This is a genomic window from Brachyspira catarrhinii (genome assembly GCF_005518285.1).
Classification (GTDB): Bacteria; Spirochaetota; Brachyspiria; order Brachyspirales; family Brachyspiraceae; genus Brachyspira; species Brachyspira catarrhinii.
In genome coordinates this window covers 1-753 of record NZ_SJDU01000671.1, presented here as the reverse complement: position 1 = coordinate 753, position 753 = coordinate 1, and the positions used below count along the sequence as shown (strand labels likewise).

The 753-nt window shown below is 41.6% G+C and carries 1 protein-coding gene; it reads left to right on the top strand.

Annotated features, from left to right (window positions below):
• A partial coding sequence (locus EZH24_RS12985; protein WP_137999439.1) for an NAD(P)-dependent alcohol dehydrogenase occupies positions 1-753 on the top strand: 753 nt, incomplete at both ends.

Below are 753 nucleotides of genomic sequence, written 5' to 3'. Positions count from 1 at the left end.
CCTTTACGCTGGAATTTGCCACAGCGATATACATAGCGTTAACGGAGATTGGGGAGAGGCGCCTTATCCCGTAGTCGTTGGGCATGAAATAGCGGGAAGAGTGGTTCAAGTTGGAAGCGCGGTGACAAAATTCAAAGTCGGCGATTACGCGGGAGTAGGATGCATGGTTAATAGCTGCGGAGAATGTGAGAATTGCCTTGACAATCAGGAACAATATTGTTTGAACGGCGGAGTATTTACTTACGACAATATCGACAGATTTCATGATAACGAAATTACTCAAGGCGGATATTCGGATAATATAGTCGTTTCTGAAAAGTTTGCGATTTTGATTCCTTCAAACGCTCAAATGGAAAAAGTCGCTCCGTTGCTTTGTGCGGGAGTGACGACATATTCGCCTATTCAAGTAATGAAAGTAAAAAGCGGCGATAAAGTGGGAGTCGCTGGTTTCGGCGGACTCGGACACATGGCTGTTCAATACGCTGTTAAACTTGGAGCGGAAGTTACTGTTTTCGATATAACGGAAGATAAGAGACAAGACGCTTTGAATATGGGAGCGGTTAGATATGTTAATGTAAATAATCCAAGCGATTTGCAAAACCTCAATAACACTTTAAATTATATAATCAGCACGATACCAACAAGATACGATTTAAATATGTATATGGGCATGCTAAAAAGAAACGGAGAGATGGCGGTTTTGGGAATTCCAGCGGTTAATCAAATGGCAAGTTTAAATATTGGCGATTTTAT